The following is a 25,733-nucleotide window of genomic DNA, read 5'->3' as shown; positions in this document are numbered from 1 at the left end:
GTTGGTTTTGTCCTGCCCCGGTTACTGGTTCCCGATCACTAGGGAGACAGAGGAACAATCCATCGGCCGGTAATCCTGCTGGTTTGTCAGCACCTTTCCTCTCCCCTATTCAGCAAGTTCATCAAAACGACAACTCAGGACAACATCTCCATCTTCATACTTTGTGTGCACCTTATAAGGAAGAGTTTTAAAAAGTTTAATCATGGCCGTATTGCTGGGAAAGGTGGTGGCCATCAGGCCTGCAATACCGTTCTCCCTGGCCGAAAGAGCCAACTTCTTGAGGAAAATCTTCCCCAGTCCCTTACCTTGATAGTCTTTACTCACCGAAAAAGCCACTTCTGCCATATTGGAGTTTTTCAGTCTCATGCTTTCCCCGATAGCGACAACACGACCAAAGCCAAATTCACCGACAACGGCCACCAGAGCAAGATCTTGCATATAATCGACATGGGAGCGACTTTCCACTTCCGAGATACCAAAAACTGTTTTTTCGTGGAAAAAACGTGTAAATATGTCCGCTTTTGCCAGGTTGTAAAAATGTTCCTGAATGCGTCGTCCATCCACGGGTTTAGAGGGACGGATAATGACTTCATTACCATCTATTGTCATTGTTTCTTCCAGGCGAACTGGGTAAACAGCCTTTTCCGCCTCGCCGAGACTGCGTTGTGCTCCTATCAGCCCCTGTTCCTTGGCATGCTCGAAAAGCTCTTCTCGAAAGTCTGGGTGCGCCAGACTGATCATAGCTACCACACGTTCCTGTAGGCTTTTCCCAAAGAGGTTCACTGCTCCGTACTCGGAAACCACATAGTGCACATCTCCCCGTGGGACTACAACAGCTTTTTTGCCGATATGAGGTACGATATTGGAGACATGGCCCTCTTCTCCAGGGGTGGTTGAAAAAATCATGATAATCGATTTGCCGCCAGGTGATTGGCGAGCCCCTCTCACAAAATCAGGAGTGCCTGAAACACCGGCGTACCGTGTCGTTGATGATGCCTCGGCCGAAACCTGTCCGGTCAGGTCAATGGTTTGAGCAACATTCAAGGATACCATTCGATTGTTTCGGGCAATATTGAAGGGATTATTCACATAATCGGAAGGATGAAAATCGACGGCAGGATTGTCATTGAGGAATTCATAGAGGTTATGACTGCCAATGGCCATGGAAGCCACCATTTTGCCTTCGTTAAAACCTTTTTTCCGATTATTGACATTTCCTCTGGCATAGAGGTGCATGACGTCATCTGTTAAAAACTGGGAGTGAATCCCGAGATCATTTTTGTCGACCAGCGCCTGTACCGTTGCATGGGAAGCGGCATCAATATTTATTTGCAGCGTTGAGCCATCCTCTATCTGACGGGCGATAAGTTTACCCATGGTAATGGCAGCCTCCGGTGAAAATTTTGCCGGAGGTACAGCAAGAAGTTCTTCTTCATGATGGACAATTGCATCAACGTCGTTTACGTGAATAAAACTTTGTCCCATAATGCGTGGCATCCGGGGATTCACCTGGGCAATCACGAAATCAGCAGATTGGGCGGCTGCAAGAGTCACATCAACGGAAATCCCTAGGCTCATCCAACCAAAATCATCCGGAGGAGACACCTGAACCAGCGCAACATTTAAAGGCATCTTGCGGGTTGTAAAAAGGGCGGGAACATCGGACATATTCATTGGTGTGATAAAACGTTTATGCTTCGCAATGCGAGGTGTTTCCGCTGAGCCGAGATAGATTGAACGAATATTTATACTCGTATCCGATGTTTTGTCCGCAATGGCTGTTAATGAGGCTGTTTCTCGTCCGAACAGGCGGACAATCTCAAGTCCATTGAGCCGAGACGTACTTTCGGCAAGGGTCTGAACCAGTTTTTGAGGTTCACCACATCCCGAGCCTATAAAAACCATTTGACCAGATCGTATATGTGATATTGCTTTTTGAGGAGTGACGGATTTTTCCACATAACTGTCTGCCCAATATTGAGTATGCATTATATTTTTTTATCTCCCCATTGCCTCAAGTTTAAAATAATAAACAAGGCCGGTTGCAGGTTGTAAAAAAGGAAATTTTTATCAATGACGAATTGGCAAAACCTCTCTCCCCCTTATACCATAGTTCTCAGGTCCTTTTAAAGACTTCAGGAAAGCAGAGCAAGACCATGCATTGTCACCGAAGGCGCCACTAACCGACCTACCAAATTGCGGCACTACAACTACTTGCACAAAAAAATCAAGCTACTAATCATTACCGTGCCCTTTTGATTCAAATATTTTTCGGTATGCAGGTAAAATGCTGACATATCGACTTGATGGAGCCACTCTTGGCCAATCATAAAAAGGGGTGGGAATAGTGCAATCGATAGCCCAGTGGGTATCAGGAGTATTGATTTTCTGGAAACATCCCTGAAGTTAAATTCCGAGTCTCAAATCATGATGTACAGGAGTCATATTGATTGAAGTTCTGATTGCTGATGTAACAGTATAACAGTAGCAGTGTAAAATCGAAGAATGAAGCTGACTCTTTTGAAATTTGTAAAAATACGGTACTTGGAAACCCGAGAGTAAAAATATATTAAGATTGCTATTTAACAGAAAAACTTGGTAAATGTATCCAAGAATAATGTCAAGGATTGGAGAAAATTTCAGAGGCGATTTAACCCATCATTTTTTTAAAGGCTGATAAAGCTTTCTGCTTTTTAAAATCAATGCCCAGGGAAAAAACCGCTCGAAAAAAATACCCATTCATAAGTGACATTTTCCGTTAAAGTATCACAGGAAAATTCCTATAAAAAAGTTGAGATTCAACGACAACCAAATGTCGTTAATTTTGAAGCAGGCTGAAAGCGGTGTCCCCGTATCCTTTATACAGTGAGAACGAAACAAGCAGTACTACATCTTGCAATTAACGTTGGAAATAGAGCGGAATGGCTTGGTATACCGGAAGACAATGGCCGCAAAAGACCAGTACACGCCAACATTACGATTACAAACTCAATCCTTCTGATTTTGAGATAGTTCAAAAATCGTAATTCTATAACTCTGGAAGTAACTTATACCAAAGGAGTACACCATGTATGAAAACCTGACCGCTGTAGTCATTTTTATTTTTCTCTACATCGTGATATCAGGGAGACTGCAAAAAACACCTATAAATGGAGCATTTTTCTTTATCCTTTTTGGATTGATTGCCAGCCCCTTGGGTCTAGGTTTTATCAATGTAAACATTGATGCAGAAGAGCTGCGTACATTAGCAGAAGTAACGCTTGCGTTAGTATTGTTTACAGATGCCTCAAACGCTAATCTTTCTGTACTAAAAAAAGTTTTTTATATTCCAGGCCGATTACTTCTTATTGGTTTGCCTCTTACCATCTTGTTTGGTTTTGCTGCTGGATTGATATTGTTGCCCAATCTAACTTTTTTGGAAATAGCAATTCTTGCAACTATGCTGGCCCCCACTGTGCGGCTTTGGGTAAAGCTGTGGTTACAGATAATGCTGTACCACCTGCTATAAGAGAGGGATTAAATGTCGAAAGCGGTCTTAACGATGGTATCTGCGTTCCTATTCTCTTTATTTTTCTAGCTTTGGCAACTAGCCATAATGGTGATCCTCATCATAGCGGCATGATCGCGCTAAAACTTGTCGTTGAAGAATTAGGTATTGGCCTTGCGGTTGGTGTGGCTTTCACATTTCTTTGTGTTTGGATCTTTAATCGATGTGATTCATTAGGATGGGTTGGTGAAACATGGAGGCAACTGCCTGTTGTAGCAATAGCAATTGGATGTTTTTCTCTTGCTCAATCGCTTGGTGGCAGCGGCTTTATTGCTGCGTTTATCGGTGGTCTCTTATTTGGTAAAATTGCTCACAAGTCTAAAGCAGCATATGTGCTTGCCGCTGAAGGGGTTGGCGAAATTTTGGCCCTGATTACATGGGTCATTTTCGGCGCTGGTGTTATTGGTCCTTCACTTGGTGCTTTCAGCTGGCAAATTATTGTTTATTCACTGCTAAGCCTCACCCTTGTCAGAATGATTCCAGTTATGATTTCTCTGAAAGGAATCGAGATGGACAGAAAAGAAAAACTCTTTATAGGTTGGTTTGGACCAAGGGGGTTAGCTAGTATTGTTTTTGGAATAATAGTTATCGGTAATAATTTAGAGGGGGAGAGTGTGATCGCCATGGTATCGATTTGCACCATTTTTTTATCGGCAACACTCCATGGAATTTCTGCAACCCCTCTTGTCGCTGTTCTTGCAAAAAGTATTAAAAACACTTGCAAAAAGCATTAAAAAAAAAGATGATCTTTAACTCCTCGAAAATGTGCACTGACTTTAAACTTTTTAAAAAGGCGTTTACATGAGACTGTCTGTTCAATGTAAAGAAGCGATTAAAACAAGCCTTGCAGTCGTAATAGTGTACGGTATTGCTTTAAAAGTTAACTGGTTGAATCCAAATTGGGCTGCTCTTGCAGTAGGAATAATTTCCCTGCCAACAGCCGGTCAGTCCATTCGCAAAGGGCTGATGCGTTTATTTGGAACCATTCCCGGGTGTTTGGCGGCATTGCTCATTCTGTCAATTGCTGCGCAAAAACCTTGGCTTTTTTTACTTCTTAATTGTATTTGGATTTTTTTTACAACATACATGATGCTCTCGGATAAACAGCATTCATATTTTTGGAATGTTGCCGGGTTTGTTTGTCTGATTATTGCTATTGTTGATCCCACATCTTCAAATAATATTTTTCAACATGCAATGTTTCGCGTTTTGGAAACAGGCCTGGGAATTATTGTTTATACTTTTGTTTCTGTATTTTTATGGCCACAAACCAACGCTGGAGCAATTAAAAAAAGTGGTAAAGAATTAATAGCTATCCAAATTCAGTTATTTAACAGCTTAAGCAAGGTTATACTGGGTCTTGAGTCAGGTGAAAGACTAAAGCTGCTACAAACTCAAGAAGTACAATTACTAGGCCAGTTTGCCCAGTCGCTTGAAGCAGAGGGCTCGGAGAGCTATTCAGTGCAGGAGGTGTATCACCTTTTGCGTCATTTCCACAGTCTTTCAACGAGCTTGATGTCAACTTTTAATCGATTGCAAACATCTCTTGCTGGTCATGCACGCCCTCTGATGACATATGGTTTTGATGAGTTGCATATTTACTTAGCAGAAATCGATGAACGCCTGGCCGAGGTTAAAAAAATATTTGAAGGACAGCCTAATAGGTATGTACCTCAGCCAATCTCATTAAACGTTGATTCATCAATGGTGAACGAGTTCTCGCATCTGGACAAAGCCCTATACGCTGTGTGCGGAAACGAATTAAAGAAACTGGATCCTCTGACGAAAGAGATACTTACTTGTGCCCAGGAAATCTACAGTACATCAACGAGTTTTCCCTCACTTCTTTCACTGATAAAAAGAAAGAAGAAAAAGAGAGATTGGAGTTGGCCCGTACCAGATGTTGACTACATGCTGAGTGCTGTATTTGCTGCGGTCTGCACAGCTTTGGGGTTTTGCCTATGGATATTTTTTGATCCTCCAGGACACAACCTATGGCTTAACCTCTGTGGTGCGTTGGGGATGATGCTTGCTTCTATGCCCCAAATTAGGTTAACTACGATAATTAAACCATTCGCCATAGCCGCCTCCCTGGCCCTATCTGTTTATGTCTTAATTTTGCCCCAGCTGTCGACCTTTTGGGAACTAGGACTACTGCTTTTTTCGTGCATGTTCATTGCCTGCTATTTTTTCTCGGGCTTTTATCGGCTTATCGGCATTGTTTGCATAGTTAATTTGATTTCTATCACAAATCCGCAAGTTTTTAGCTTCGCCAGCATGGCAAACATGTATATTTTTTTACTAATTGTTTTTCTTTTCATTTTTACGATATCCTACATAATAAGGTCGCCTCGTCCTGAAAAGGCTGTGTTACACATGATCAGTAGATTCTTTCGCGGTGCCGAATATTTGGTTGCTGCGGTCGTAAAAAAACCAGGCTCCAAGCCATCGTCTTTCCGGCAATGGAAAAATTCATTTTACCTGCACGAAATACGAACCCTGCCCACGAAAATCAATGGATGGGGTAATGCTATAAATTATAAGCTTTTTCCAGGTATCACACCTGAACAACTTAGCGATCTTGTCCTACATTTACAGGCTCTTGTTTTTCGCATTGAAGAACTCTATGAAGCTGGAAAAGCTCATCAGGCGCAACAGTTGGTCATCGGCTTAGACGCAGATGTGCAAAAATGGTATGACGGTATCACCCCAATCTTAAAAAGCTGCTCCAGCAATAAAACACTCGAACCTGCTGAAACACTGAAAAATCGGCTCCATCGTTGGCAAATGTACCTTGAAGATAAAATTGAAAAGATTCTTCAGGAGCAAGGTGTAAAAGATATGAGCAAAGAAGAAGTTGCAAATTTTTATAGATTACTTGGAGGACTACGAGGTGTAACTACCACAACTGTCTCTTATGCTGAATTGGCCACAGCTATTGATTGGGATCATTGGCGAGAAGAAAGATTTTCATGAAAACCAGAAGGAGTGCATATGAATCAAATCCCGCATGAAATTGCTTTCGGTGGAGTTTATATGCCGCCACTATTAGTTGCAAGTCTTGTTGGAGCGATAGCTGCCGGTTTTACGGCAAAGCTGCTCAATCGCTATCGGCTTTCTAAATATTTCTTTTACCCGCCGCTTGTTTTTGTCGCATTATTGATAATCTACACATTTTTTATCGATATATTGTTAACAGGAATATAAAACAGAATGAAATCATACCAAAAATACCTACTCACAGGAAGTATCGTCTTTATCGCACTGGCTTTCATCTTATTTAAATATAACAGATACCTAACTAACCCGTGGACTCGTGACGGCCAAGTTCGTGCAGAAGTGATACAGATTGCGCCGAGGGTTTCTGGGCCTATTGTAAAACTCCCGATTAAAGACAATCAATTTGTGAAAGCTGGAGATCTCCTTTTTGAAATCGATCCAAGAACTTTTAAAGCATCTTTAGAACAGGCAAAAGCGCAGCTCGATAACACCAGAAGCAATTACGTCGCCTTGGAAAAAAAAGTTGAGGCTGCCAGAGCCAACGTTGAGGTTTCAAAAGCTGCAGTATTAAAAGGAATGAGTTCAATCAAAGAGCTCGATTCCATGATTGAAAAAAATGAATCTGAATATGAGCGCCAAAAAGAAATGTTGCCACATAAGGCCACATCTGAAAAATCACTTGAACGGGCCAAAGCCAGCTATGCTGTTTCCCTTGAAAAACGAAAAGGCGCGTTAGCGAGCTTGTCTCAGGCAAAAGCGTCACTGCGTCAAGCAGAGGCGGCTTTGGCAGAAGCTAATGCTAATTTGGGCGAACAAGGAGAAGCAAATGCCAGTATTCGCTCAGCCAAGGCAAATGTACGTCAAGCCAGGTTAAATTTTGAGTTCACACAGGTTAAGGCCACCACAGATGGATACATAACCAATCTTAACCTACGGGTTGGCACACAGGCAGTTGCCAATCAACCAGCCTTGGCTTTAATTGATACAAACAGCTTTTGGGTATATGGTTTTTTTAAAGAAACCCTGATTGGTGAAATATCTCCAGGCAACAAGGCAGTTATCACCCTAATGACTTATCCAGATAATCCCCTAGAAGGATATGTCGATAGTCTTGGGTGGGGAATCGCCCAACAAAATGGAAGTACTGGGTTTGAACTGCTTCCATCCATAAGTCCAACCTTTGAATGGATTAGATTAGCACAACGAATTCCGGTTCGAATTCATATAACAAAGATGCCGGAATCAGTAAAACTTCGTGTAGGCACAACAGCCTCTGTGTTGGTCCAGACGGGTTCCAGCCATGCAGGCATCCAACAATGAAGCTGTTAAACGAGACAATCTCGATGCCGACGAAGATACAGAACCAAATATCACGGAAGGAAAATTTTTGCACAATAGCTCTTGGCTTTCTTTTTCTTTTCATGCTGAGCAGCTGTTCTGCCGTTGGCCCTGATTATAAACAACCTCCAGCCACTTTAGGGTCTGATTGGCTTCAAATAGACGCTCCAACATTGACGAATGAATTACCTGCAGATCCTAAATGGTGGCATGCAGCTTTCCTTGACCCTGATCTTGATCAATTAATTGAAGAAGCCCTCCAGCAAAACTTGACTGTTCGCTCAGCAGGCCTGCGAGTTCTGCAGGCTCAACAACAGCTAGCCATTGCCATTGGTAATCAATACCCGCAGCAGCAGCAAGTAACCGGTTCAGCTTCAAGGCAAAAAGAAAGCGGCATTACCTTTAACAATTACGATCTAGGCTTTAACGTCAGTTGGGAAATTGATTTTTGGGGAAGATTTAGAAGACAAATTGAATCTGCCTCAGCTGAATTAGATGCTAGTGTGGCCAGCTACGATGGTGCTGTGGTTGCCTTGATTTCACAAATAGCAGAAAATTATATCTTATTTCGATCCTATGCTGACCGTTTAAAGGTAGCAAAATATAACATAGAGCTCCAGGTCGCCAGTCTGAATATCGCAAAGGCTAAATTTAATGCTGGTGAAGTAAGTAAACTTGATGTGGATCAGGCAGAAAGTCTGTTGAACAATACAAAGGCTTCTGTGTACTCTCTGGAAATATCATTACAACAAGCAAAAAACGCATTAGCCGTTCTTCTGGGTACACCTCCACAGGGTTTTAACTATCTGTTTAAAAAACAAAATGGTATTCCTGATGTAAACCCTACGATCGCCCTTGGGATACCGCAAAACCTTATTCGCCAACGCCCGGATATACGTTTTTCAGAAAGGCAGCTTGCTGCTCAAAGTGCTCGTATTGGTTTTGCAGTAAGTGAATTGTACCCACATTTTGCTATTGGCGGCTCTATAGGAACAAGCGCATTCAATACCAACGACCTCTTTAAAAGTGACAGCCAAACCTGGAGTTTAGCGGGTATTTTTGAGTGGAATATTTTTAACTATGGCCGCCTTAAAAGTAATGTTCGATTACAAGATGCATTATTCCAGCAGCTACTCGTTGATTATATGGATATAATTCTTCAGGCACAGGGTGATGTTGAAAATTCTATTATTGCCTATCTCAAAACTCATGAGCAATTAGCTGCATACCAGTTGGCAGCGGAAGCTTCGCAACGTGCTGTTAATGCCTCTAAAATTCAATATTTACAGGGCGAGATCCCTTTTAATACTCTTCTTACAAATTTAGGCTCCAACGTGCAGCAACAGGATCTTGTTGCCGCTACTAAGGGAAATACTGCGATAAATCTTGTCCAGGTGTATAGAGCCTTGGGCGGGGGATGGCAAATTCGCCAAGACAGGGATCCCGTCGATTTACTTCCGCCTGCAATAAAAAAAGAAATGCGTGAAAGAACAAGCGCGTGGCAAGGAATATTAAAATAAATATCTGGTTACCACCACTCCTTAGCTTAAGAGGGTTTGTCCTGTAGCTGGTGTTAATTTATTTTTACAACTTCATGATAAGCAAAAGAGCCCCCGAGCCTTTATTTGTTTGTATTCACCTGCCCGTGTTTTTATGAGACAGCACTGATTGGTCACTCGTCAAATGTGCCCCAGGATAATGACCAAGCTGCCATTTACCTGTGAAATCAAAATCATGGCCGGTTTTCTGGTAACGAACCTGAAGGGGTAGCCGGCTATCGCCATTACTTCACTATTTCACAGATTAATAACTCGATTGGTTAATGTTTGGTGGATGCCCTTGAAACCAGTTTACCTTTTGGCCGAGTTCATAGCCTCCAAGACAGCAAGGGGTTAATCTTTATTCAGCAAATCCTGATTAATGAGCATTGATAATAATAATTTATTTTTCCCTCCCGCCAAATTGAATCACCCCCCTATCGGCAGACAGTGGATTGAACGGCCCCGCCTGCTTGAGGCTCTGGACGAATCACTGGGAGGCAAACTGACCCTCATATCAGCCCCGGCCGGCTATGGTAAAACCACATTGGTATTACAATGGCTGAACCATATCTCTTGTCACTCCGCTTGGTTGTCCCTGGATAAGAGCGACAGTACTCCAGATCGGTTCCTCTACTCTCTGATTGCTACGATCCGTGGCATTTTTCCACACTTCGACAGCCAAACAAGCAGGCTTCTGTCAGCTCAGACACTGCCACCTCCCGAATATTTGGTCGATGTTTTCATACATCACCTAGCTGCACTGAATACCCCTCTGGTTCTAGCTATCGATGACTTTCATCTTATTACCTCTGAAGATGTTCATAAGATGATTAAACGCGTGGTTCAGTATATGCCAAAAGGATTGCACCTCATCATCGCAACCCGTATAGACCCACCATTGCCAATAATTCAATGGCAAATCAAACAATGGCTGTCTAAACTTAATGCAGCCGATTTACGTTTTGTCGACGAAGAGGCCAAAGCCTTCTTTAATCCTGTCAAGAGTGAACTGCTGACCATCAATACTATGGAACAAATAGTTACACGAACTGAAGGATGGGCCGTCGGCCTGCAGTTGATACTATTAGATCTATTAAAAGTTGACAGTCCTCAAGCTTTTGCAGAAAAGCTATGCACTGAAAACGACATGGTCATTGAATACATTTTTGAAGAAGTCATTGCCTGTCAGCCGGACGATGTCAAACTTTTTCTCAGCATATCCGCAATTCCAGATAGTTTTTGTGTATCGCTTTGCGACTACTTGCTGGCCAAGGAGGGCAACAGTACAAATAGCCGACGAATCATCAACTACTTAATTAAAAACAATCTATTTATTGTACCGCTTGACAATGAAAACAGATGGTATCGGTATCACCATCAATTCCAAGAGATGTTGCGTCTGAATATCAGATCAGCGATACCCAGTATCCGACAAACCAAAACCCACCAAATGGCCGGAGAGTGGTATGCCGATCATGGGTACTTCGAGGATGCTCTCAAACATTTGATTGCCGCAGAAAATATTGATGCTGCAGCTGAACTGGTAGGTGATATTATGCACCCCATCATCGACCAGGATATTTCCCGCCGCGCTCTGAAACGATTGCTGGACATGTTCCCAAATGGCGCTGAAGAATCGCACCCGGAACTTTTGATCGCACACACTTTTATTAAAGCGGTTAACTTGGATTTTATAAGTTGGGCCTCGCTGATGGACCAGGCAGAACTGTTACTTAAAAATTATGACTATCCGATTCCCGAAACCAGACGCCAAAGCCTTCTGGGAGATGTTGCCATACAGCGCGCATCCTTTTTATGTTATCAAGGAGACTTTGAGGGTAGCCTCCGTCGGTCAGAGTGGGGACTGAAAGTTGTACCGAAGAAACATCGCTATTCACATAATATGGGATTAATATATAACTCAGCTGCCAAATTCTTATGCGGAAGACAGGATGAAGCCTTGTTCCAGCTGGACCTAGCCCTAAATGCCAACCATTCAGAAGGCAGTTTGAACGCCGGTCAGCTTCTGGTGACGAAAATGGCAATATTGACCTTTGCTGCGGATTGGAATGCGGTGCAGGAAAATGCCCAGAAATTATTACTCATTAACGAAACTGTTCCTCAGGGTAATTACTGGTTAGGATACGCTTATTATTTTCTTGGATGCGCGGCTTATGAACGAAACCTGTTGGGTACTGCTGCCGACCACTTCAGCCGTGTAATAAAAATGCGAGATCATGTTACCACACGAATTTGCCACGATTCAATGATTAGCCTGGCGCTTATCACTTGGGCTAAAGGGGATGTGAAAACAACCGAAAAATATATCGACGAGGCATTTTTATTTGCAATTGAGATGAAGGATTCCTTTTCAGTGCAAATATCTGATTCGGTAAAGAGCAAGCTGGCCCTGCATACTGGAAAGGTGTCAGCTGACCTGCCGAAACATACTTCGGTGGGCGAAAATGTTTTCTATTGGCTGACGTTTCCCCTTTTGTTGCATGCCGATATTTTATCACATATGGACGATCATAAACATAGCAGTGACGCTCTTATCTTTATCGATAAAACCTTGCAAAGGCTAAATCAATACCACATCCGCTTGTATGTCCAATTTCAGGCTGCCAAAGCTGTGGCCTTAAAATTAGTAGGTAGAGTGGACGAGTCGTTCGAGTTGTTTGAGGATGCAATTCATCTGGCTGAACCACGTGGGTTGGTTCGATCTTTTTTAGACCGGGGACCAATAATCGGCGAGCTACTGAAGGTGCTTTTGAAAAAAAGTCCTGACAATCCTTACCTGCACCGCCTCATGGATGCGTTTATGTTAGAAAAAAGCGGAATAAATCGCATGGGCATAGCATCAGTTGATAACGACCAATTGGTTCCTGCTCCGGGAGCGGCTGATAGTACATTTATTGATTTGAGCAATCGCGAGCTGGATGTTTTGATTTTGCTCCAAGAACGTCTTTCCAATAAGGAGATAGCTCAAAAGTTGTTCATTTCTGCAGAAACCGTGAAAACGCACCTTTCCAGTCTCTACCGAAAACTAAAAGCCCCGAACCGCCGCCAAGCCGTCAACACGGCAAGAAAATGCAATCTAATACCTGAAAGGCGGCGAAAGAACTCATCCCGCAATATCTATCGGTAGCCCTTAGCATGGTAAATTTTTATTTATATTAACGAATTTTAATGTTCTTTGTCGTTTCTGTAAAAAAATATTCATCTCTGCACCAAAGAAAGAGTATGCTTTTCGCATAACCCCTAGACAGCATTATTACCTAAAGAGTCCAATTCATTTACTATAAGCCCTTTCCCCTATTGTCATTACTAGTAAGATTAACTCCCCCTACCCCTACCCCTACCTGCCGGAACTACTTGGCACATTAAATTTTTTACGGGCAATGATCGTAACAGTTATTTAACAATTTCTGCACATTGCAAAATTTCTTCCCCTAAATATCACCCTTTCCAGGTGATTGCGACCAGCCCCATGTTTAGGATAATATTTCTCTATACTGTCAATAGGCCAATACTATTAACAAATAGAGCCTTTGTCATTTCATCATTCCCCCCCCACGGTGCAAGGGAAGTCCCCCTTTATAGAGCATGCTGATAAGTTGTTTATATAAATTTTGAAACACTATTAGCGGCCTTAAAGCCAAAACCATTTAGCGTAAACAGACCTCTGATCTTAACCAAGGAGAATTGAAATGAGCGAAAATCACCAAAAGACCCCCTACGAACAATTCAACGCTGAAGTACCAGAAAACTTTCCAAGTGAGAGCATGTCAGCAAGGGCTGCTGCGGCACTGGTAAGGAGTGAATGTTGGACCGATGCAAATCCAATGCTCAACCTGTCTTCTTTTGTAACAACTTTTATGGAACCTGAAGCTCTTGAAATTTTCAAAGATGGTTCATTTAGGAATTTTGCTGATCCTGATATGTATCCGCATACAAAGGATACAGAGAATAAATGTGTAAGGTGGCTGCATGATCTCTGGAATGGTCCAAAAGATGCTGAACCGTATGGTTCGGCAACGATTGGTTCATCGGAGGCTTGTATGCTTGCAGGGCTTGCTCACAAGTGGAACTGGCGTGAAGCTCGTGAAAAAGCTGGCCTTGATGCGAGTAAACCAAATATGGTCACTGGCGGTAATGTGCAAATTGTGTGGAAAAAGTTTCTTAAATATTTTGATGTAGAACCACGCATTGTACCGCTGAAACCAGGAAATTATATACTGACTGCTGAACACCTGGATGAGTATGTTGATGAAAATACAATTTGTGTTGTAGCCATCGCGGGACAGACTTTTACAGGCGAAGATGATGCGTTCCAGGAAATCCATGACTGGCTGGATGCCTATGAAGAAAAAACAGGTATTTCCATCCCCATGCACATTGATGGTGCTTCTGGCGGTTTTGTGAATCCTTTCCTCTACCCCGAATATAAATGGGATTTTCGTCTTCCCAGAGTTCAATCTATCAATGCCTCTGGTCATAAATTTGGTCTCGTTCCTCCAGGATTAGGTTGGGTGGTTTTCAAGGATCGCAAGGTGTTTAATGAGGACCTGGTCTTTTATGTGAATTACCTTGGCGGAGAAGCCGCGACCGCAACCTTAAACTTCAGCAAAAGCTCAGCAACGGTTTTGGCTCAGTATTACAACATTTTACGCTTGGGGAGAGAAGGCTATACCCGTATCATGAAGCAAACGGTTGAGAATGCCGAGTATTTAAGAGAACGGCTTGTAAAAACTGGTAAATTCAAGATCATGAATGAAACCCAACGTATTCCTGTGGTTGCTCTTACTTTAGATGAATCCATTACCAAATATAATGAATTTGATATCTCCAACAAAGTTCGAGAACGCGGCTGGATCCTTTCTGCTTACTCAATGCCACCAAATGCACAAGAGGTAAATAGTTTGAGAATTGTTGTACGTCCTCACTTAAACAGAGATGCTGCAGAAATTCTAGCAAGTGATATTGAAAGAGCATGTGAATTTTTAGAAATACATGGTGGAAATGCAACACCACCAGAACTTCATGATCCCCTTAAGACTTCACCAGCAAAGTGCTAGATTAGTCTGAATCTATTACATTGGTTTAACCCTTAAACGATCACGTTATTTTAACGTGATCGTTTTTTAACTGAGTTATGGTGGATGAAATATGAAATTTCCTAGAAAAACTTCTATGAAAAAGATGTTTACTTTGCGTCGCTGCAGCTCCGTCCTCGCTAGCGTCTGCCTGCTATTACTTGTAGCTATAGGAAGTGGTTTAGCAGCTGAGGCTGTTGCCGAAAAATCTTTTGGCCCTGTTGGCTGGATGTTGAACTATTTAGCCCAAAATCCTTTTGCTTATCTATTTTTAGCGCTGGCAATAGGCTACCCACTGGGTCGCGTTACGGTGAAAGGTATTAATCTTGGTGCAACTGCAGGGACGCTCGTTGTTAGTATTGGTATTGCTCTTGCTGCGAGTGCCCTATTTGGCATTACTTATGATATTCCAGGGTTAGTAGAAGATATTTTTCTGATGCTCTTCATGTATGCTTTGGGAATGAAAGTTGGCCCACAGTTCTTTTCCGGATTGGCTCGTGGTGGGCTTGATTTTGTTGTTATCGGCTTGATAGTGGTCTTTTCAAATTTTCTAATAGTTTTTTTCGGCGTAAAACTTATCGATCTTGGACCGGGGTACGCTGCAGGTATTATCTCAGGAAGTTATACGGTTACTGCTGTTATGGGTGTTGCACAATCAGCTGTAAGTAGCGGGGCTTTTAAACTTCCTGAAGGGATCACTGCTGATATGGTTGGCGCCAATATGGCTGCAGGATATGCTATCAGCTATGTCCTTTCGTCAATATTTATAATTTTGCTCATCAAATATTTACCCAAGATGTTTGGTCATGATCCAGTGGAAGCAGCCAAGCAGGCTGAAGAGGAGTTTAGTGGTGGTGAAGATGGTGGTGCGTTGCCGGGTACAGCTGGGGCTTCCATTCTCGGGTTTACTGATAAACAGATTCGCTCCTACCTGGTTGAACATGAAGAGTTGGCAGGTCAATCAGTGCACGATCTGTTTAAAAAATATCCCCATGCAGCAATATTGAAAGTCGTGCGCGGTGATGAAGTTCTTGATGCGCAAGATAACCCGACCATTCAAATGGGTGACATTATTGGGGTCATGGGCGAATATTCGGTTCTACTCTCGGGTTCGGAAAAAGTCGGAAATGAAGTTGCCGAACCCAGAGCAAGGATGGTCGATATAGAGGTGGCAGACATTCACGTAGGTAAATCAGATTATGCTGGAATGACCTTACAGGAGCTTGGAGCTGAAATTGGGTTTGGTGTTCACCTTAAATCAATGTTTCGTGCTGGGGTCGCTATTCCTCATCTTCCAAAAACTGTAGTTGAAAAAGGGGATGTGCTTCGTTTGGCAGGACCTTCCTGGTGTGTGAATCAGGCTGCTAAAGCACTCAAAAGTGTACCAATAGTTGAGAGCGCCTATACTGAGATTTCCTTCATGTCTGCCGCACTGGTGATGGGCTTTATTATTGGTCATGCCAGTTTAGAACTTGGTGGTATACCCTTTGCTCTAGGAACTTCTGCAGGCTGTATGTTGATGGGTATCCTGGTTTCATGGTTGCGAACACGTAACCCTGATTTTGGTGGTCCAACAAGTGAGGGCGCACGAGCATTTTTAAATGATATCGGCTTGAGTCTTTTTGTCGCGGTTTTAGGTGCAGGAGTTGGTCCTAAGATTATGTCTTCTTTCCAGGGAACTACTGTAATCTGGATTGCTATAATTGGTTTGCTTGGAGCGTTGGTTCCTCCTTTTCTGGCCTGGTGCTATGGCTATTATATCAGAAAAATGAACCCAATTATTCTGGCTGGCGGATGCGCCGGTGGACGAAATAGTACCCCAGCATTAAACGGAGTACAGGATATATCTGGGAGTGCCATTTCTGCTGTAGCTTACCCTGTCCCTTATGCACTTACCTCTGCTATTGTTCTTATTCTAGGGTACATAGCCATGGTATTTTCATAGTCGCTTTAAGGTTTTCGCACAATCTCATAAGGGGAATCGCTGGAAATTTGATCAACGGTTTCCCTTTATGTGAATAATATCCATCCATATTCTTTATACCAGATCATTTACATGAAGAGGTTATATGTCAGATAACAAACAAGTAGTGCGTATTGCTGTTAACGTAATGCGTACACGTCTGACAGTAATTGGCTTGAACATCGCTATTGTTTCATTTCAAATTACTCAGTTATATAGTATGTCTGGGGGAGTTAACCTGCCAGGTGTAGATCATCAGGTACACGTACGAGCTGACATTGCTCTGTATTTAGCTTTATCCCTTTCTCTTATTGCCCTCGTTGCTTTTCTAGCTTCCAGTTCTCATGACGAGGTCGGTTATTGTGATCACTGGTCTTTTATTGCAGGTGATCTACTGATGTACCTAGGCCTGGCCTATACAATAACCGGTTTCTTTGCACCTTTGTTTGTCTCTTTTAATTTGTTCGGCGACGATCTCCCGTCCCAAGTTACTCAAGTAATAATTTTTCAGAAAACTATTCTCTTTTGTGGCGCTACTGCCTGGTTTCTGGCCATGTATGTTGGTCCAATTATCACCCTTCTACGTTCGCCATTTTCAAGAAGGGCCAATGTGTCTTTGGGCATATTTTATGTGGTGGTAATTGTCTTACTTTCTTGGGTTAATTCTGAGGCTTTAATGTTTGAGAACGAAATGATGAACGCTAGTGAAAAAACAGTAAAACATATTTATTTTTTGCTTGAATTGGTTCAGCCACTTATCTGGTAAACATTTTTGTTTTTAGGTCATGACAAGAATGAATCTTCCTCACTTATTTTTAACAACAAACTTTCAACAAGGATAAACACCATGAAATTTCACTTTAAACATATTGGTATCATACTTGGATTTATTTTTATTTTTCAACTCGCTGTTCATACTGGAGAAGTCCTGGCAGAGGACACCGGGATCGTTGCTGTTTCAGATGGAGCAGTGGCGGTAGATGTTATTGTGGGCATTGACAAAGAAACGAGAGTGGTCACCCTCAAGAACTCGGCGGATGAAGAGTACAAATTTACCGCTGGCCCAGAGGTGAAAAATTTTGACCAGCTCAAACGAGGCGACTTGGTCATTGTCAGTTATTATACCGGCCTGGCCATAGCTCTTGAGCCTAAGGGCAGCGAGTTGGAGGAACGTGGTTCAGTTATATCTGTAGAAAGGGCAAAGGAGGGTAAAAAACCCGGTATGAAGTTCATGGCCAGTACCTATGTGGCTGCAGTTGTAGCCAAAATCGACAAGAAAAATAAGGTTGTGGTTTTGGAGGAATCCGATCATTTACTGGCCTTAAAGGTTGGAGACCAGATTGATATTAACCGTATTGAAAAGGGGCAGGAAGTAGAGGCACTGTATGCGGCAGCCTATGCCATAGCTGTTGAGCCGGCCCCAAAAGTTTCAGGAACAGTAGAAATAAAGTCCAAATCGGTTGCCGTTGGTGTCGGCGTAACCTGGGGCGATGGTAGTCTGACCATGTATGATGGATCAACCCATGAAATCTCAATCAGCGGCCTGAGTGTTATTGACGTCGGTATTACTGCCATCGAGGCAACTGGAGATGTCTATAAACTGGTTGAAGCAAAAGATATCGAAGGTGTATTTGTTGCAGGTGAAGCCGGAGCCACCTTGATTGGCGGTGGATCTGTAATGGCTCTTAAAAATGGTAATGGTGTTGTTCTTAAATTAAAATCAACCCAGAAAGGTGTTCGTCTTACTATGGCTGGTCAAGGGCTGAAAATTAAGCTCAAATAGTGAGCAATAATTTTCAAGCAATTTTAATGTAATGCGTTGATATATACCCAGGTTTGCAAAACAAAATTGTTGAACGTTGTAACCATTACAAATCGTAGCTGAAAATACTGTTTGTCTGCAGGGTATATATCATATAGATGAGTTTTTTTATAGTGTTACAAACAAAGGAGTATGTAATGAAAAAACAAATATTACGAGTAAATGCACTTACCATTGTGATCACTGCTTTTGTTCTAATGACTGGTTACGGTCATCACGCAGTGGCAGCAGCCCCAAAGTTGATTTGTTCTTCTGCTGAAGCGATAGCCTGCGATAAGCAGCAGGAATGCATCAGAGGACCCGTTGATCTGGTTAATTTACCATTATTCTTTGAAGTCGACTTTGGCAACAAGGTTGTAAATAGCTTGACCGAAGCCGGAGAAAAACGTACCTCGCCGATTACAAATGTTCAAAGTATGGATGGCTATAAAATTGTTCAGGGCACGGACGTAGATACTGGTTGGAGTATGTTAATCAATGACCGGACTGGCTTGATGACTCTTGGGATCACAGCCCCGGGAGAGGGATTTACTATTTTCGGAGCTTGTGTTCTCTATTCTGAAAAGTAACAACCTGGGCTATGAGGGAAAAATATCGTTTGGCTTAAAAACAACGGGTAGTTGCCTGTGCACCCAACTTGGGAGGTAAATCGGTGAAGCATTTATTTAAAATTATTGTATTCAGTATGGTGATTTCATCACTGTTATTCATTACATCGCTGGAGGCTGTTTTTGGTAGTCAAGTTTTGGATAACACCATCCGTGGTGCTGCAAAAGGGGCTATTATCGGCGGTATTGCCGGCGATGCCGGCAAGGGTGCGGCTGCAGGAGCGGCAGGAGGGGCTCTTTTCGGTGATGTGACCAGACGTCCCGGGTCTCAAACCACTCTTGCCGGAGATGCCGTATCAGGTGCTGCCAAAGGGGCCATTATTGGTGGTATTGCCGGTGATGCGGGTAAAGGTGCGGCCGCAGGGGCTATTGGCAGTGCCTTGTTTGGTGGCATACGCAGAAGCCATAACAGGTAGTTAAAAAAGATTAAACAGTAACGGATTGTTTTTATATTTAAACGATAAATGTCTATATCTATGGAGAGAAGATGGATCAAAAAAAGGCAATAACAATACCATGAACGTCAAGACAGCAAACTGTTTGTTTGCTATCGCAACAATTGTGATATTGTGTGCAGCTTCTCCAAGCCATGCCAGTGATCTTGCAATACCACTGGAGTTGGCGAGCCTAATTTCTTTGGGGTAGGAATTGGTGGGTACCCGGACTATTTTGGCTCTGATGATTATACTTTTGGCGGTGCCCCAATTGGAAAAATCATGATCGGCGATGAGCGGTTTATTAAAATTGTGGTCAATGATGTTAAGGTCAATCTTATAGATCATAAAAACTGGCGATTTGGCCCAGGTCTGTTTTATCGATTTGGCCGTGATGAAGACGTTGATGATGAACAGGTTGCGATGCTCGAAGAAATTGACGGAGCACTTAATCTTGGAGCTTGGGGAGGCTACACGTGGAGGGACCCTGATAATTCACGCTTGCAGTTTGGTGTTAGTGGCTGGACTTACTGGGATGTGAGTGATGCCACCGATAATGGCTGGACAGTGGGTGCCAATGCATGGGGTCTCGTACCAGTTGCGACTCCTGTATCACTTGGTTTTGGAGCCGGTACAACCTGGGGCAACGATGATTATACCAGCACATATTTTGGTGTTTCTCAAGAAGGGGCAATGGTCAGTGGACTACCCGCCTTTGACGCTGGAAGCGGCATGCGTGATATTCGTATATGGGCTGTAGGAATATTGCATCTGAGTAAAAAATGGCATGCAGGGGCAGGCCTTCTTTATTCCAGAATGCTAGGTGATGCTGCCGATAGTCCCATTGTAGACGAACGCGGTTCAAAAGACCAATGGATATATGGAATAGGAATGTTGTATTCCTGGTAAGTTACATCTAGGTCTAAAAGTCCAAAACTTTGCATTTTATAAACAAACTGTTGCACCTTGGGAGTCATAATTAATTTTCAAGCGAATAAATTATATTTTTTTTGAGACGTTGTTTCAATATTAGGTGATTAATATATGGATATTTCATCAATGCTTATTGCAATAATCATTTATCTCGGAGCAGCCACAACTTGTGTTCTTGTCTTTGAGAGGCTTGGTTTTGGAGTGATACTCGGTTGCATTGCTGCAGGCATCATCATAGGACCCAATACCCCAGGTCCTATTCTCTCCTCATCAGTATCAGAGTTACAGAATATTGCAGAGCTTGGTGTTATGCTTTTTTTATTTACAGTCGGCCTGGAACTTCGTCCCCAGAAAGTTTGGGCGCTACGGCGATTGATATTTGGACTAGGCTCAGCTCAGATGATTCTAACTGCAATAATAATGACCGGTTATCTCATCATATTTTTTCATACGCCATGGGAATCGGCAGTGATTGTCGGGCTTGGCCTCAGCATGTCATCTACAGCTATTGTTATGGGCACATTGGGAGAAAAAGGTGAACTCCCCACTGAACACGGACAAACAGCTTTCGCCGTGCTTATGGCGCAAGATCTCTGGGTTGTGCCGGTTATGGCATTAGTGCCTATTTTGGCCCATAGTACTGGGGAGGCCGATGCTATTCCTCTTTGGCAAACAATTTGTAAAGTTGCAGGGGTAATAGCAGTCATTTTACTCTCAGGTCATTATCTACTGCCACGGGTTCTCGGTTATTGTGCCAAACATCGGCAAATAAATGCCTTTGCGATGGTGTTATTTCTGGCGGTGATCACAGCAGCATGGATGGTTGATTATGCAGGAATATCGATCACATTAGGCGCTTTTTTACTGGGAATGCTCCTTTCGGCATCTGATTTCAGATACCAGATCGAAGCAACGGTAGCTCCTTTTAAAGAGACACTTATGAGTCTTTTTTTTGTGACAGTTGGAATGTCTATTGATGTAAATTCACTAATCAACAACTGGTCAACCCTTTTAGTTCATGTTCCAATAATTGTGGGTTTTAAATGTATGGTGATAAGTGTAATCGCACTTGCGTTTGGTATAAAACGCGCTCCTGCCATTAGAACAGGCTTTTATTTATCTCAGGTCGGAGAATTTTCCTTTGTACTCTTTGCTGCAGCAGCAGGGACAGAGTTGTTGAGTAGCGAGGGGCATACTCTGGCAATGCTTGTTATAGCCGTTAGTATGATTCTGACTCCAATAATGGTCAAAACAGGTAACAAAATAGCCGATCTTTTTCTAGCCAAATTACAAACTCTGGTAGAAGGCCCGGCCGAGGGCCTTGAAAGGCATGTCGTTGTTATCGGCTTTGATGAGGTCAGTCAGCTTATAGCAAAAATGCTTGAAAAGGCCAATATCCCATATGTAGTTTTTGATAAAGATTTTGCCGTTGTCCAACAAGGAAAAGCGAGTGGCTACAACGTTCATTTTGGTGATATGAATAGTTTTGAGACCCAGAGCGTAGCCGGTTTCAGTAAGGCAAATGCCGCCTTTGTCAATGCTTCCAGTCGGTCAAAAACCAAGGCTTTGGCCATTAGCTTACATCGTCTTTATCCTGAATTAAGCATTTATGCCCGGGTGCAGACGTTAGCTGATCAATCCTATTTGGTTAATAATGGAATAACCCATGCTCGAACCTCATATATTGAAAGCACAATGGTTGTAGGTGGAATCTTACTTAAAAATCTTGGGATTAAAGAAGAAAGTGTAAATGAATTAGTTACGTTTTTTCGTAATAACGATTATGAGTTAGTCGGAGATGGTAGTGTGTCATCTGACAACAATTAAATAATAATAAGCCCGTTTACGAGTAAATGGGGTAACGCTGACAATTACATTATTTCGCCTTTTCCATTTAAAAATTTGCATAAAAAAACAGAAGGATTGAATAGTTCCATATGGGTACGCCAGCTAAGATACTTCTTCAGCAGTCTTACAAGAGTTACTAATAACCCTCTCTGATGATTGGCTGAAGGAACCGCACTTGCTACCATATTCTTCAGTTATAGGCGGATATCTGCACCTGAGATATCAACTACAAACCCGGCAAGATGATCTTCAGGCAACCAGTCCTGTAGAAAAGGAGGCAAGAGTAATATAGTATTTCTGCCTGTGGTTAAAGTTTGTGCTCATGGATGTTATGAACATAAACTAGTTACAATCATCAAATCACATCAAAAATGTCGACAAATACCAAATCGCCGCATTGTCAAATTTAATTTATTTACAATTAGTCAGCTAAACCCACCCTTACTCTTGCTCATAATCTGCAAGGGTGAAAGCTCGACAGGCTACTAGCGATATTAGTGATGAATAGCAGCACTCAATTGTATTTCTTTTTTCTGGGAAGTGTTGCGACTACAGTGGTGAGGACGCTGACCTATTTGGTCGGACCATCAGGCGACGATTACTTGTGTGTCGACCTAATCAACGACATGCTATTCAATACCCCTGACAATAGGATAGATATGCCGGACTCTGCAAACGGAGTACCAGTATTCTTCGATATCATTAACCTTTCAAAGGGCGGTTCACCACGATGAAAAACTTCATTCTTTTCATTCTTTTACTTAACAGCATGGCTATTTCCCACCCTGCAATTGCACAACAAAAAATACTCTCCGACATCGACCTCATGGTTGGTTACTACGGTCGACCTGATGCGCCTTCATTAGGTGTGCTAGGTCAGCATTCGATTGAAGACCTCGTGCCTATAATCAGAGCGAAAACAAACGAATACGCCAAAATTACCGATTATAATAATATAACCCCTGCATTTCACTTGATATATGGTCTGGCAACCTATGAGCCTGGAAGCGACAAAGATTATGTTATTCCTTTATCAAAAGAAAAAGTAATGCGATACATTAACGCGGCAAACAATGAAGGGTTTGCTGTTATCATAGATATGCAATTGGGGAAATTAACACCTCTGGAAGCAGTCAAGCCTGTTCTACCTTACCTGAAACACGAAAACGTGCATCTGGCGATCGACCCTGAGTTCGAAGTTAAAAGCCTCGACGTCCCACCAGGTAAGGTAATCGGGCACATTTCCGGAGACGATATCAATCAAGTACAATCTGCCATGACAGAATACATGAAAGAGAACAATATTGCTGGGAATAGGATATTGATCGTTCATATGTTCAGGAAAAGCATGGTAAAGGAGCCGGAAACAGTCAAGAACTTTGAAAATATTGACTTGATAATGAATCTCGACGGACATGGCTCACCACAATTGAAGGTAGATATTTACAATGGCCTCTATTCAGAAGTTGCTGCAGAAAGGGTCGCTGGCGGTTTTAAACTTTTTTTCCAGGAAGACAAACCATCAATGATGAGCCCGAAACAGGTTCTGGGAATGGAGCAGGTAGGCAATACCAAAATCAAAGAACCACCCCAATATATCAACTACCAGTGATGGAATGAGAATGGAACTGATGTTATGAAAGGAATAAGTAATATAATTGCATTGCTTCCGGATGAAGAAACAAAACAGTTTCATGCCGAGGTCCTGCCTGAAAACATAGGAATGCTCGCGGTCTTGCTCAAGAGTAGATGCCCTCACAAAGAGAAATATGAGGACGAAATATAGCAACATGTCGTGCTTTCTCTAGTATAAAATGATAGGCGCTTGCAGTATTTGAACAGTTTGATTTTTTTCAACATTTCTTGAGGAATAACTAATGGAAGCAATAGTGCTATTACTCAATTCTCAACCATTTATTACGCTTTTTCTGGTGATCGGTATCGGTTACGCTGTTGGCCGGATCAATATTGGCGGATTTTCACTCGGTATAGGCGCTGTTTTGTTTGTCGGTCTGGCGTTCGGAGCTTTTGCACCGGAGTCTGCCCCCCCCGGTCTCCTGGGGCTCATCGGCCTCATCCTGTTTCTCTATGGTATCGGCATTCAATATGGAAAACACTTCTTTGCCGGCCTTGTAAGCTCGTTCGGTATAAAGGCCAACCTTCTTTCAGCGGTGGCAGTGATAGTCGGCTGTGCTGTGGCTCTTATTCTGGGACGGCTCATGGGATTCTCGAATGACTTCGGTGCTGGGATGTTTGCCGGATCCTTGACAAGTACCGCCAGCCTTCAGGCGGCCATTGATGCAACTTCAAATCAAGACCCGGCAGTGGGTTATGCTGTTGCCTATCCATTTGGGGTTTTTGGACCAATGCTTTTCTTCTATCTCACCTTTCAGATGTTCAAACCAAAAGTGGTCGCACCATCACCGAAGCGTCTGACAACAGGCGAATTACGGGTGGGGGACCGCGGTCTTGGGGGCAAGACTATCGCCCAGGTATTGGAAAAGGCACCTGATGACCTCAAGTTGCTGATGATCAAGCGGGACGGGGTTAACATGCTCCCAGATGCCGACCTCGTTCTCAAGGATGATGACCTTCTTTCAGTTGCAGGCTATCCAGAAACGATTGGAGAAGTAAATCTGGCGGACAGTGAGGATGTTCGTAGCGATCGACGTCACCTGGACTATGTGCGTGTTTTCGTTTCCAAGGAAAAATTTGTAGGCATGAAGCTTACAGAACTCGAAATTCCGCCAGGCGTCGAGGCCGAGATTATTCATGTACGCCGTGGTGATATAGATCTGATCTCCAAACCCGACCTGCTTATTGAGTACGGAGACCAACTCGGTGTACTCATTGAGTCCGGTAAAAGGGAGAGTGTCAGTCTTTTCTTTGGGGATTCTGTAAACGCGGAATCACAGTATAGCTTCGTGTCAATGGGACTTGGGATGGCCTTAGGCGGTCTTATCGGACTGATTCCCATACCTATCCCTGGAGTCGGCATGGTTAAGCTTGGTCTTGCCGGGGGCGTGTTGATCATCTCTCTCATCCTGGGTTATTTTGGCCGGCTTGGGCCATTTAATTGGAACATGCCACCTGTTGCCAACGTCATTTTGCGTAACTTTGGGCTTACGCTCTTTCTTGCCGGCGTCGGAATTTCCTCTGGTGCACCGTTCATAGAGAACATTGCCGGGGCAGGTCTCAGTCTGTTTGCGGCCGCAATTATAGAGGTAGCGGTGGTTGTATTGACTATTATTCTGGTGGGATACTTTATTCTTAAGATGAGCTTTGACGACTTGCTTGGCATTGCCTCAGGCGCGACCGGCAACCCGGCGATTCTAGCATATGGCAATCAACTTACACCCACAGGTAAGCCGGATATTTGCTATGCCATGATTTTCCCTGGAGTGGGAACGGTTTTGAAGATTATCCTGGTACAAATTATGGTTGCAATGGCGTCCGGCGGAACACTGCCACCAGGGTAACCAAGCAGGGGATTCATGGATAAACACAAAGGACAATATTATGAAGCCTTAACAGTTGTTAGAGGTTAACGATTTAATTCACTGGATCATATTTTTATTTTATTCGGGCTTATTCCGGGACTGC

At 42.9% G+C, this 25,733-nt stretch carries 19 protein-coding genes; 18 read left to right on the top strand and 1 reads right to left on the bottom strand.

Translation table 11 applies throughout. From position 1 onward, the window contains the following. Window positions 1–105: 105 nt before the first annotated feature. Window positions 106–1,989: a GNAT family N-acetyltransferase gene (locus ACHZCY_RS13085; RefSeq protein WP_319549198.1), complete on the bottom strand. Its 1,884-nt coding sequence runs from the start codon at window positions 1,987–1,989 to the stop codon at window positions 106–108. A 1,078-nt stretch (window positions 1,990–3,067) separates the two neighbouring features. Between ACHZCY_RS13085 and ACHZCY_RS13080 the strand changes: the two genes are divergently transcribed. The 18 genes from ACHZCY_RS13080 to ACHZCY_RS12995 all read left to right on the top strand — a co-directional run bounded on the left by ACHZCY_RS13080 (window position 3,068) and on the right by ACHZCY_RS12995 (window position 25,609). Next, a complete protein-coding gene (locus tag ACHZCY_RS13080; protein WP_319549197.1) occupies window positions 3,068–3,508 on the top strand; it encodes a cation:proton antiporter domain-containing protein in 441 nt (146 codons plus the stop codon). Next, window positions 3,475–4,281: a cation:proton antiporter domain-containing protein gene (locus ACHZCY_RS13075; RefSeq protein WP_319549196.1), complete on the top strand. Its 807-nt coding sequence runs from the start codon at window positions 3,475–3,477 to the stop codon at window positions 4,279–4,281. The genes ACHZCY_RS13080 and ACHZCY_RS13075 overlap by 34 nt, the downstream gene beginning before the upstream one ends. 67 nt (window positions 4,282–4,348) lie before the next feature. Continuing rightward, entirely contained in the window at window positions 4,349–6,523 is a 2,175-nt protein-coding gene (locus tag ACHZCY_RS13070; RefSeq protein WP_319549195.1) for an FUSC family protein, read from the top strand. 18 nt (window positions 6,524–6,541) lie between these two features. Next, complete coding sequence (locus ACHZCY_RS13065; RefSeq protein ID WP_205222203.1) at window positions 6,542–6,754, top strand: DUF1656 domain-containing protein; 213 nt, start codon at window positions 6,542–6,544, stop codon at window positions 6,752–6,754. Window positions 6,755–6,760: 6 nt separating this feature from the next. Then, on the top strand, window positions 6,761–7,867 hold the full coding sequence (locus ACHZCY_RS13060) for an HlyD family secretion protein (protein WP_319549194.1): 1,107 nt from the start codon (window positions 6,761–6,763) through the stop codon (window positions 7,865–7,867). Between the two features lie 23 nt (window positions 7,868–7,890). After that, window positions 7,891–9,405 carry an efflux transporter outer membrane subunit gene (locus tag ACHZCY_RS13055; RefSeq protein ID WP_319549193.1) on the top strand — a complete coding sequence of 505 codons (1,515 nt, stop codon included), beginning with the start codon at window positions 7,891–7,893 and terminating at the stop codon, window positions 9,403–9,405. A 400-nt stretch (window positions 9,406–9,805) separates the two neighbouring features. Next, window positions 9,806–12,574 carry a LuxR C-terminal-related transcriptional regulator gene (locus ACHZCY_RS13050; protein WP_319549192.1) on the top strand — a complete coding sequence of 923 codons (2,769 nt, stop codon included), beginning with the start codon at window positions 9,806–9,808 and terminating at the stop codon, window positions 12,572–12,574. A 562-nt stretch (window positions 12,575–13,136) separates the two neighbouring features. Then, window positions 13,137–14,504: a glutamate decarboxylase gene (locus ACHZCY_RS13045; RefSeq protein WP_205222199.1), complete on the top strand. Its 1,368-nt coding sequence runs from the start codon at window positions 13,137–13,139 to the stop codon at window positions 14,502–14,504. A gap of 247 nt (window positions 14,505–14,751) precedes the next feature. Further along, the gene (locus tag ACHZCY_RS13040; protein WP_394713437.1) at window positions 14,752–16,467 is read left to right on the top strand and encodes an aspartate:alanine exchanger family transporter; all 1,716 of its coding nucleotides are present in this window, start codon (window positions 14,752–14,754) and stop codon (window positions 16,465–16,467) included. Window positions 16,468–16,591: 124 nt separating this feature from the next. After that, window positions 16,592–17,251 (top strand): hypothetical protein, encoded by a 660-nt coding sequence (locus ACHZCY_RS13035; RefSeq protein ID WP_319549190.1) that lies wholly within the window; start codon window positions 16,592–16,594, stop codon window positions 17,249–17,251. 81 nt (window positions 17,252–17,332) lie between these two features. After that, the gene (locus tag ACHZCY_RS13030; protein WP_319549189.1) at window positions 17,333–18,268 is read left to right on the top strand and encodes an EipA family protein; all 936 of its coding nucleotides are present in this window, start codon (window positions 17,333–17,335) and stop codon (window positions 18,266–18,268) included. Window positions 18,269–18,444: 176 nt separating this feature from the next. Next, window positions 18,445–18,876 carry a hypothetical protein gene (locus tag ACHZCY_RS13025; protein WP_205222195.1) on the top strand — a complete coding sequence of 144 codons (432 nt, stop codon included), beginning with the start codon at window positions 18,445–18,447 and terminating at the stop codon, window positions 18,874–18,876. A gap of 83 nt (window positions 18,877–18,959) precedes the next feature. Beyond that, window positions 18,960–19,331 carry a glycine zipper family protein gene (locus tag ACHZCY_RS13020; RefSeq protein ID WP_205222194.1) on the top strand — a complete coding sequence of 124 codons (372 nt, stop codon included), beginning with the start codon at window positions 18,960–18,962 and terminating at the stop codon, window positions 19,329–19,331. A gap of 231 nt (window positions 19,332–19,562) precedes the next feature. Beyond that, window positions 19,563–20,258, top strand: a complete 696-nt coding sequence (locus tag ACHZCY_RS13015; protein ID WP_319550219.1) for a MipA/OmpV family protein — start codon at window positions 19,563–19,565, stop codon at window positions 20,256–20,258. Window positions 20,259–20,393: 135 nt separating this feature from the next. Further along, window positions 20,394–22,109 carry a cation:proton antiporter domain-containing protein gene (locus tag ACHZCY_RS13010; RefSeq protein ID WP_319549188.1) on the top strand — a complete coding sequence of 572 codons (1,716 nt, stop codon included), beginning with the start codon at window positions 20,394–20,396 and terminating at the stop codon, window positions 22,107–22,109. Between the two features lie 751 nt (window positions 22,110–22,860). Continuing rightward, window positions 22,861–23,742, top strand: coding sequence for a hypothetical protein (locus tag ACHZCY_RS13005; protein ID WP_205222191.1), 882 nt, complete (start codon window positions 22,861–22,863; stop codon window positions 23,740–23,742). A 24-nt stretch (window positions 23,743–23,766) separates the two neighbouring features. Then, window positions 23,767–23,916, top strand: coding sequence for a hypothetical protein (locus ACHZCY_RS13000; protein ID WP_319549187.1), 150 nt, complete (start codon window positions 23,767–23,769; stop codon window positions 23,914–23,916). Between the two features lie 91 nt (window positions 23,917–24,007). Continuing rightward, complete coding sequence (locus tag ACHZCY_RS12995) at window positions 24,008–25,609, top strand: aspartate:alanine exchanger family transporter (protein WP_319549186.1); 1,602 nt, start codon at window positions 24,008–24,010, stop codon at window positions 25,607–25,609. Window positions 25,610–25,733 lie beyond the last annotated feature (124 nt).

The organism is Desulfogranum marinum (assembly GCF_963675105.2).
In the GTDB taxonomy this organism is placed as follows: Bacteria; Desulfobacterota; Desulfobulbia; order Desulfobulbales; family Desulfobulbaceae; genus Desulfogranum; species Desulfogranum marinum.
This window is presented reverse-complemented; position numbering and strand designations above follow the sequence as displayed.